Origin of the sequence: Sphingobium sp. IP1 (assembly GCF_002708645.1) — a bacterium.
Taxonomy (GTDB): Bacteria; Pseudomonadota; Alphaproteobacteria; order Sphingomonadales; family Sphingomonadaceae; genus Sphingobium; species Sphingobium yanoikuyae.
In genome coordinates, this window is the sequence record NZ_NOIW01000157.1 from 1 (window position 1) to 9,205 (window position 9,205).

Sequence of the window (9,205 nt, forward strand, 5' to 3'; positions counted from 1 at the left end):
TGCGCGAGAGAATGGTAGATATTCTTGAAAACATCCGGGGGCAGCCTCTCGAGCGGCAGGTTCATCCGAAACCCGTCGTTCAAGGTCAAGCCCACGAAGGGCGGGTTTGTCCCAGACCACGTCATAGGCTGAATGCCCGCTGTCTGGCGCGATTAAGCATCGGCCTAATGGCGAGAATTCCTATTCACCTGAGCTCGAAGCCTGCCGAAGTTGGATAGAGCGCCAGGCCGAAGCTATCGATGTGCCGATCCTCACATGAAAAAGGCCCGGTGGCAGATGCCACCGGGCCGATCCGGCTTCAGAAGGGAATCTCTTCGTCATCCGGCATGTCGTTGCCCGAGCGATCCGCCGGCTTGGCGCGGGTTAGGAAGGTCACCTCGTCGGCGATGATCTCGGTGCCGTAGCGCTTGATGTCGTCCTGATCGGTCCAGCTGGTGTAATGGATGCGGCCGCGGACCATCACCTTCATGCCCTTGTCGACATATTCCTCAACGGTCTTGCCGACGCCGTTGAAGCAGGTGATCCGGTGCCATTCGGTGTCTTCGACGCGGTAGCCGTCGCGATCCTTGATGACCTTGCCGTCGCTGTCGCGCTTGGGCCGCGAAGTCGCGAGGCTGAAATGGGTGATCCTGATGCCGCCCTGCGTGGTGCGGGCTTCGGGGGTGGCGCCGACGTTGCCGGCGAGGATGACGATGTTCTGCATGTCGAGGTTTCCTTTTCTGTCGGCCGAGGGATGATCCCTTCGACTGATCCCCGAAAAAGGCGGCCAGGACAGCGCCTCCACCGGAGCGCGACAGCGCGCAGGGAAACCCCGAAACGAGGGGTGGTGCGGGCAGCCGTGGCACACGGCAACTCGGCCCGAAGGTTCGCGGGTTGGAGACGCTGGACGGCCGACTTAGGGGGCAGGTGAATAAGAAGGGGTTATTCCTCACTGCCGGCACGATCTGACGGAAACCATGCCGGACGTCGTCTATCCCCGCCCCGTCAGCCCACGATCCCCACAATCTCCACCGGGGGTGGTACAGCTCTCTCCATCTGCCCCACACTTCGGCCCCAAGCGTCAGCAACACGGCAGATAGAGCGCTGCGGAATTCCCAGAGATGGCATGATGGCCTTCACTGCTGCCTGGCGTTGGTGTTGGCCTTGCGGATCGACAAGCGCGAAGGACAACGGTCAACTGCCAAAGCCCCGCCTGCGGCACATCAGGACAGAGCGGCCGAGGTCACCTCATCGCAGAGGAGGTGACCTTCCGGGCCGCACTCACCAGCCCGGATGCGGCGCGTCTGCCCCGCCGCATGCGAAGCCATTACGCTGTCGCGCGCTCGGTGGCATTGCCATCGGCCACGGCGAATGGGTCGACAACGGTATGGATCGGTTGCGCGCGGCCCATCCAGGGCTTGGGCTGGATGCACCGAACCCAGTCGACAAAGCTCGGAATGAAACCGAGGTCTTCCATGACGTGCTGCTCGCCGATCAACCGAACCGGCACCTGGCGTCCAGTCGAAATGGTGATGGTGGCGCCGAAAAAGCGCTCGAGCATGAAAATGCCTTCGGCATGGTGCCGCAGCGCACGATGCCGATAATCGGCGGTGATGGATTTCGATTCATCGAACCACTGATGCAGCGGCAGATAATCCTCGGCCACGCCGCCCCATTTACGAACCGACGACAGCGCGTGGTGATAGCAATGTCCCATCACACCCTCCTCACCATTCATGCTCGAAGGATTCGACCGCGGTGTAGCGGTCGTTGTGATCGAGCGTGATTGTCCGGGCGGACACGTCGAAGCGGAATTCGCCATAGGCGCCGTCATTATTCTCCCAGCCCGGATGGCTTTGGGTGAGGAGTTGATACGCAAGGTCTTCGATAGCGTCGGCGACTGACATGATCGCCGTCTCAGTTCCGGAGCCATCCGGCTGCGCCTTGAGCAGGGTAATCTGCACCTGGGGCAGATCCGCCGGTTCGTCGCCGGCGACGGCATCAACGCTTTCGATCTGACCGGAATCGCCACCGCCGTCGAAAGCCACCGTGACCAAGGTGATACCGACAGTTTGGAACGCATCGAACAGCGCAGCCTTGTTCAATGGCATGAGCGAGGCGGTCTTCGCCTCGTAAGCGGCGTGGCGTGCCATGACGGCGCCCCAGTCGATATTGACCGGCGTCAGCGGTGCTGCATGATCCATTTCATGTCTCCAGTAGGGATGGTTTCAAGCCGAGCCGGCGATCCCGCGCGGCCCGCTCACGCCGTCGCAACCTCCCCTCTGGCTGGCGGGCGTTCTTTCCCGATGAGGCTAAAAAAAGGGGGAAGGCACCCACGTCAGGGTGCTCCCCTGGCCGTCAGCTTGATCGCTGACGGCCCTCGGCTTTGAGGGATGCCGGAGGGGCGCCGAGCGGCCCGCGCCGGTCAACGACACGGATGTTGCGGGCTTTCGCCTCGATCACGAGCCGTTCGGTCACACCATTGCCTTGGAATGCGATGACGAACCGGGGTTTGAGCGAGAGCATCTGCTCGTTGCGGCGGAAGCCAGCGCGATCCCCCAGCTTGCGATCGAGACCGAACCGCACTTGCTGGATGCCCTTCTGTTCGGCCCAGGAGGCTGCAAGCCGCTCGATGCCCTTCATGTCGCCACCATGGACGAGGTACATGTCGCCGACATGGGCGCGGACCTTGTTGAGCGTCGCCAGCAGATTGTCAGCGAAAGTCTTGAGGTCAGCATCATTGGCAAAGGTCAGGCGGCCACCTGCGAACACAACCGGCGTGCCGCGGGCAGTATTGGCCTCGAGGCGACGTTCGCGACGTGCCCGCAGGAAGGCGTTGCCGTCGACGATCGCGGCCGTGACGCCCAGCGAAATGCGGTTGCCGGAAGAGGGAACCCAGGACCGCCCCGTCTCGCGCATATAGTGAGCGGCAGCGACATCGCGCATGACCTCGAAGGCGCCTGCGGATTCCTCGACCTTCTTGGCGAGGTCGATCTTCTCCTCCAGGTCGTTGGTGCTGATCTCCGAGCCGTCCTGTTCGGCGAGGAGGAGCCGAATGTCGTCGGTCAGCCGGTCGACCAGCCCATGCTTCTTGGCGGCGGCGCGGTGGAAGAGATTGACCAGGCTCCAGCCGAGATCTTCGATGTCGCGTTCGATCGACGTGTTCGTCATCGTCGTGAAGAGGTCGCTCCAGATGGCGGTGACGGTTTGCTCGAGGGCCTCGATCGGCGGTGGCGCCATGCCCGACAGTTCTTCGGCGGCAGGTTCGAGATGGCCCAGTTCCAGTGCCGCCAAGGCGGCTGCTAGCGAGGTGGACATGTTGGCTTGCCTTTCGGTTCTGAACCGGCGGCCTCTCCGCCGGATGCGCACCTCCTGGGCGGTCGATCGAGAGGGTCAGGCACCGAGGCGCAGCCGAGGGAAACCCTTTCGTGGCGGGGTGGAGCGGGCAGCCGCGGCACGCGGCAACACGGCCCGCAGCGAAAGGGTTGCCAGGCCCTCGCGACCGCCCATGTGCCGCATCCTCTGGCGGCGAGGCTGTCGGTTCAGACGGTGAGCCCAAAATCCCCCTCGCAGGCGCTGATCGCGAGATCTGGGGCTTCGGATCGCGCTGTCACCCGTTTGCACTCGGCGGTGTCATAACCCCCAATCCGGCATGGCACCGGCATCGTCATCTGGTGCCCGCACCATGACAGGCAGCGTCCGCACAAGCGGATCTTCGAGGTCAGAGCAAATGGTTCAAGATCGGCTCACTGCGCCGCTCGTCCAACGGGAGTGGTCAGGCGCGCTATGGCGCAAGGCGCGTCGACCTCCTCGCACCGATACTGGACGATTTAAGGGCGAGACCAACGCGGGGTGAGATGGCGTCATCATGGTCGAGAACGCTGCAAGTTCGTGCCCGTGCTTGCGCCCACTGTCGTCACGATCGCTGACCTGATCGAGATGGTCCGACGCGGGCCATCGTTCGCGCAACCGTCGTTGGTGTCAGCGATCGGAGACCACAGGCGGCTCTTCCTCATAGGTGTCGCATGGCGCGCCGACCGCTTCGAGCCACTCGACCCCGTCGGTGCTAGTGTCGAGGTCACGGATCCGCGCGAACAATGCCTCCTTGAGCATCGCTGGCGTGAAATCCTCGCCGCGCTCGTGGTCCGAAACGATACTGAAGGCGATCGTGACAAGGTGGTTATAGCGTGGCATCCGGTCCTCCTTGGCTGAAACGCGACCTGGCTGATGCGCGCTCGGGATCATCAGGCAGGCGTGTTGTGGTGCGCAGCGCTGCAGCTGCGTGCTGGAAATCGTAGAGCCAGTCGCCCATCGGCGTCCGCTTCTCGACAGGAAGGGCGGCTTGCGCCGCCTGAAAATCCAAAAGCGCGTCTGGCGCGATGTCCATGATCTGGTCGATCTCGGACGGTGGCAGCAGCCCCCGCTCGCGGATAAACTCGGTGATGCTGCCGGGACGGGGGATCGCACCGCGACAGCCGAGCACCGGCTTGCGCCACAAACCCTGCACATTGCGCAAACGTGGCCGCGCGCGTGCCTCCATCAACACGATGACGCGCAGCTCATCGATCGACAGGTCCATGACTTCGTCCGGCTTCATCGCGCCGCAGAAGAATTATGTCGCCATTGAGACGATTCATTCTCTTTGACGGGCTATGGATATTGCCCCATCATCGATCGGGTCGGGGCAATAAAGCGGAAGCGCCCAGTGACATATCGAGGATTCAGTGCATCTTTTTCCGTTCGATCCTTGGCTCGGCGTCGAGCCTATATTTGTTGATGGGATGATGATCCGGCCTGCGCTTGATGACGCCATAAAGCAGGACGCAATCAAATACTTACCCGAAACAACTCTCCCTTCTCTCCTTCATTCCGACGGAAGCCCCGTTGTCGAAGTCAATTCGTTCATCACGTTCCTGCGATCCGATGGCGTGTCCCTTGCCAGCGCGGGCCACTATGCTCGGGATCTTCAGGTCTTTGCCCGCTATCTGCGGGATGTGCGTTCAAAGTCGTTACTCGACGCATCCAGTGTCGATGTAGGGAAATATCGCAGCCTTCGGCTCGAGGGGCCGGGCGAGCTCCGACTATCGGGATCGTCTTGGAAGCGCACGTCTGCGGCGTTGACGCGGTTCTTTCAATGGGCCGCCAGCGAGGAAGTGAGACTGATTTCAGTGGCGCCGAAAACCAGATTCCGCCGTGATGGCGCGGTTGCCGAAGATACGATCCGCATGATCCCGCTCGAGGATTACATTCTGTTCCGAGACCAAGGCCTGTTGGACCAGGGTCAAGCGAGCGGTATCACTCAACGCCGGAATCCGATGCGCGATGCCGCGTTCGCCGAGCTACTCGTGACCACGGGTGTCAGACTTGAGGAAGGCGCCAGCCTTCTGATCGGAGAACTGCCGACAACGAATGCCTGCGTCTTCCAGGGCAGTCGCACCGCCATGATCGACCTTCCCGCCACAATCACCAAAGGGCGCAAACCTCGATCGGTGCCGTTCCCGAGGCGGGTCGCCGGTAACTTTATCGACGCCTATGTTCGCGAGGAGCGAAGCCAGTTGGTCGATCGCTGGCGACGCGCGGGTGGGGTCCGGACCATGCGGCAGCCGCTCATCGGCACACTTGCGGGCGGGCAGCGCGTTTTGATCCAGGGCGAGCAACGCCCGCGGTCGCTGGCGACTCTGCGAATCGACGAACGACGGAATCTCCTATTGCTGCCCGGGTCGGGCGCGCCATTGGAAAGTGCGCAGCCGGCAGCATTATGGCTGGCGCAGGACGGCCAAGCCCTCACCCCCGCGGCATGGCAGTCGATCTTCCGGCGTACCAGCAAGAAGTTATCGGAGAACATGGGCTGGGACCTACAGGTATCGCCTCATACCCTCCGGCATACCTTTGCCGTCTACTGGCTTACGCACCTCATCAAAGCGGAAGTGAAGAGGCTCGACGGTCGATCTGTCCCAGATCGAACCGAGGAAATCTACATGAAGGTCGTCAGCGACCCCTTGCGCCGGGTCCAGCGATGGCTGGGTCACGCCAGCATCCTGACCACTGAAAAATACCTCACCTACCTCGATGAAGCCTTCGAACTCGTAGATCAGGCGGCCGAGGCGCTGGACTCTCGTCTGATGGGCTTCTTCTAGCAGTGGGACGGCCTCGCCTATCGTTCAGCGATTTACCTCCGCAGCAGGAGGAGCCGCAAGCTGACGCAATCCTAGCCTATCATCATCGTGACGGTGTCGGGCGCGAAATGACCTGGTTGCTGCACGAGGTAGGGAACGAAGGTCTGGGCCGCGATCTTGCCTTGTACCTTGGGCCGATGATGAACGAGCTGTTCGCCGGCCTGGCCGTCCCGAGTGTCGAACAGTATCGACAGAGCTGGATCCCGCTCGGCAAACATCTGTCCTCCAGCGGGCGCCTCGACGGGGGGCTTCGCGTGATTACGGCCGCTGACATCGATGCTTGCGACGTTCGGGGCCAATACTCCCGGTTCCGTTGCCTTGTTCACGGCCTTCGCGCGATAGACGAACGCAACCCTGATCTGCTACGTCCGGATCTGAAGGCGCGGATCAACTTCACGAGCCGTCACAATGGAACGGCATTACGGCCCCGCGAACCGTTGACACCGTTCGTCGCTCGCGTCCTGAAAGAGGCCGCTGATCGCAGCGTGATAGCTACACGCGAAAGGATCGTGGCGGGACGCGAGCAGATCGAAGCTTTGCGAAACAAGCTGGAGAGGAGCCGCTTTGAGAATGTGTTCCTGAAAGTCGCCGACGGCACGCGTGCCGCTCGAAGCGAGTTCGACATGTTCAAATATCGCAAGGTTGCCATCGCCGCCGCCAGCGATCTTCTCGTTCTCACACTGCCTGATGCGATCTGCTTCATCATCGCCATCGCGCTCCGGGTCGAAATGCCGATAGAATGCCTGCGGACCCTGCGGCGCGACTGCCTGAAGAACCCCGCGAGAGGATATGTCTCCATTGAATACACGAAGGGGCGAGGCGGTCTGCGCGCCAAGATCAAGCGCGAACGCGTGCGTGACGGTGGCATCAATACGCCAGGCGGACTCGTTCGCCTTGCCCTTGAACTATCCCGGCCCGCCGCCGAGCGAATGGCCGATCGAGGCGACCCGAATGCGGATTACCTGTGGGTCGGCTTCGTTGCAGCCGGACTGCCGAGCTGGCGGCGGTTCAGCCTTTCTACCCATAACTTCTACGCCGCTATCAGAAGCCTCGGCCTCGTCGATGAAGCGGGTAAGCCGATAACCAAGATCGTTCCCGCCCAGCTAAGAAAAACGGTGAAGCGGGACAATTACGTGCGCCACGCAGGCCACCTTCGCCGCTTCGCGAGCGATCACTCGAAGCCAGTTGCCGCTCGGCATTATGCCGCGGTGGACGGGCTTCGAGAAGAGCATGCGCGCTCGGTAGAGGTCGCCGAAGGTCAATTGTTCGACATGGCGATGATACCGTTGGTCCTGCCACCGAAGGAGGAAACCAGCGCGCTCGTAGCCGGCCTCTCGATCGGAAACCAAAAGCTCGACGCAGGCGCTGTCGCGTCGTTGATCTCAGGCAATGCCGATACGTTCCTCGGCATGTGTTCCGGATTCTGGTCGAGCCCACTTGGGCGGAATGACGACGGCTCCTGCGCCACCGCGTTCACTGGCTGCCTCCATTGCCCGAATGCTGTGTTCACCGCACGGAAGCTGCCAGCGTTGCTGACCTATCTGACATGGCTAGCTGATCGGCGCGCCGTCATGACGGAAGCGGAGTGGCACGAGCGCTACAGCGCCGACCATGATCGAATTATGGTACAGATACTCCCCGTGTTCGACGCTGGCGATATCGAACAGGCTCGGTCCACAGTGGGAAATACCGCTGTGGCGCCAGCTCTGCCGCCACATCTTCAGCGGGGCTGAGCATGCGTCCGGTTCTGGAACGTGCCGAAGCATCTTGGCGGATTGACCGTTCGGCATTGGTGATTCCGCCCCACATGGTCGTGAGTGGCCGTGAGCAGCAGAATATCTCTCTGGTCGGGGACGATAAGTGGCTGCTCGAATGTGCCATCGCGCGGCCGAAAAAGGCCCATGAAGCCTGTATCTGCTTCGGTCGGATCGCCGATGCTGATGAGCGGGAACTCGTACGAGAATATCTGTTCCTGTCTTTGAACTACGACTCCCGAGACAAGGTGCGCGGCCGCCTCGGCGTCCTGAAACCTGGTTCGCTGATGCAGGTCGGCAATATCATCCGGTATTTTTTGCAAGAAGTGCGGGAAGCCGGATTTCAACTACACGAGATCGATCAGCCTTGGCTGGATCACTGGCTGTCCGCGAAGCGGCACCTCGCACCGGCAACTCTTGTCTACAAGATCCTCTGCGTACGGCGACTTGCGCTCTATACGCCCTACCTGTCGTTCCGGGGGATCGGGATAGCTCCTTGGGGTAACCGTTCAGCGACTCGGATCGCGGGATACCGGGGTGGCCGAGAAAATGTCACACCGCGAATACCGGAAGCCATTAGCGCGCCGGCGTTGCGGTGGGCCATGTTCTACGTCGATCATGGGATCGACGATCTCATCGCCCGACATCGAATAGCTGGCGTCAACATCGCCGCGCGTCGGCAAAGAGTGTCACCGAAACTAAGTGACCAGCGCTTGCGCGCTTATTTGGATGCACTTGAAGCATCAGGCTCTGGAGTACCGGCGACCCAAGATGGTCGACCCGCGTGGCCAGAAATCTGCAAGGCCAGCGGTCTCGGCGTGGAAGTGCTGAAAGCACGCTCGGCTATGCTCGAGAAGGCAATCTCGCAACTCGGAACCGAGCGCCCAGGCGCAAGCAGTGTTTGGGCCAACATGCCAGGAACAAACACTGCGTGGCGGTCGCATCTTCCTAGCTTCAGCAGTCGTTATACCTTCATACCGGCGATGGCCGCGTGCTATCTCGTAATCGGCCTATTATCCGGAATGCGAGGCGAGGAAGCGGCCGCGCTCAAGCGTGGTTGCCTAAGACTCGTGCGAGACGAACATGGGAAGGTTAAGGGCTACGAACTCGTCGGAAGAATCTTCAAAACCCGCAAAAACGTCGACGGCGCTGAACATCGCTGGACTGTAATAGAGCCTGTTGCCAGGGCCGTATTGGCAGCAATACGGTTGCAGGACTATCTACACAACAGCGCCGATCGAACGGAAGCGCCGCGAGATGATGAGCCCCTGTTCAAACCGGCCTTGATTCGGGGGG

The 9,205-nt window shown here is 61.4% G+C and carries 9 protein-coding genes; 3 read left to right on the forward strand and 6 right to left on the reverse strand.

Annotated elements, in window-relative coordinates; genetic code table 11:
* Window positions 1-298: 298 nt before the first annotated feature.
* From CG471_RS27625 to CG471_RS27650, 6 genes are all read right to left on the reverse strand, one after another.
* Window positions 299-703: a single-stranded DNA-binding protein gene (locus CG471_RS27625; protein ID WP_037509321.1), complete on the reverse strand. Its 405-nt coding sequence runs from the start codon at window positions 701-703 to the stop codon at window positions 299-301.
* A 603-nt stretch (window positions 704-1,306) separates the two neighbouring features.
* Window positions 1,307-1,696 (reverse strand): hypothetical protein, encoded by a 390-nt coding sequence (locus CG471_RS27630; RefSeq protein ID WP_037509318.1) that lies wholly within the window; start codon window positions 1,694-1,696, stop codon window positions 1,307-1,309.
* Window positions 1,697-1,706: 10 nt separating this feature from the next.
* A complete protein-coding gene (locus CG471_RS27635) occupies window positions 1,707-2,183 on the reverse strand; it encodes a DUF6878 family protein (RefSeq protein WP_037509317.1) in 477 nt (158 codons plus the stop codon).
* Window positions 2,184-2,337: 154 nt separating this feature from the next.
* Complete coding sequence (locus tag CG471_RS27640) at window positions 2,338-3,297, reverse strand: DUF2493 domain-containing protein (protein ID WP_037509315.1); 960 nt, start codon at window positions 3,295-3,297, stop codon at window positions 2,338-2,340.
* 663 nt (window positions 3,298-3,960) lie between these two features.
* Window positions 3,961-4,173 carry a hypothetical protein gene (locus CG471_RS27645; protein ID WP_037509313.1) on the reverse strand — a complete coding sequence of 71 codons (213 nt, stop codon included), beginning with the start codon at window positions 4,171-4,173 and terminating at the stop codon, window positions 3,961-3,963.
* Complete coding sequence (locus CG471_RS27650) at window positions 4,160-4,558, reverse strand: hypothetical protein (protein WP_230588553.1); 399 nt, start codon at window positions 4,556-4,558, stop codon at window positions 4,160-4,162. Before CG471_RS27650 ends, CG471_RS27645 begins: the two co-directional genes overlap by 14 nt.
* Before the next feature lie 145 nt (window positions 4,559-4,703).
* Between CG471_RS27650 and CG471_RS27655 the strand changes: the two genes are divergently transcribed.
* The 3 genes from CG471_RS27655 to CG471_RS30385 all read left to right on the forward strand — a co-directional run.
* A complete protein-coding gene (locus CG471_RS27655) occupies window positions 4,704-6,116 on the forward strand; it encodes a tyrosine-type recombinase/integrase (RefSeq protein ID WP_062069127.1) in 1,413 nt (470 codons plus the stop codon).
* Between the two features lie 107 nt (window positions 6,117-6,223).
* Window positions 6,224-7,888 carry a hypothetical protein gene (locus CG471_RS27660; protein WP_037509309.1) on the forward strand — a complete coding sequence of 555 codons (1,665 nt, stop codon included), beginning with the start codon at window positions 6,224-6,226 and terminating at the stop codon, window positions 7,886-7,888.
* 2 nt (window positions 7,889-7,890) lie between these two features.
* Window positions 7,891-9,205, forward strand: a 1,315-nt coding sequence (locus CG471_RS30385) for a hypothetical protein (RefSeq protein ID WP_143560294.1), incomplete at its 3' end; no start/stop codon positions are given.

Coding starts and splice junctions, on each gene's coding strand:
- CG471_RS27625 (WP_037509321.1), bottom strand. CDS start 703: ATGCAGAACATCGTCATCCTCGCCGGCAACGTCGGCGCCACCCCCGAA.
- CG471_RS27630 (WP_037509318.1), bottom strand. CDS start 1,696: ATGGGACATTGCTATCACCACGCGCTGTCGTCGGTTCGTAAATGGGGC.
- CG471_RS27635 (WP_037509317.1), bottom strand. CDS start 2,183: ATGGATCATGCAGCACCGCTGACGCCGGTCAATATCGACTGGGGCGCC.
- CG471_RS27640 (WP_037509315.1), bottom strand. CDS start 3,297: ATGTCCACCTCGCTAGCAGCCGCCTTGGCGGCACTGGAACTGGGCCAT.
- CG471_RS27645 (WP_037509313.1), bottom strand. CDS start 4,173: ATGCCACGCTATAACCACCTTGTCACGATCGCCTTCAGTATCGTTTCG.
- CG471_RS27650 (WP_230588553.1), bottom strand. CDS start 4,558: ATGGACCTGTCGATCGATGAGCTGCGCGTCATCGTGTTGATGGAGGCA.
- CG471_RS27660 (WP_037509309.1), top strand. CDS start 6,224: ATGACCTGGTTGCTGCACGAGGTAGGGAACGAAGGTCTGGGCCGCGAT.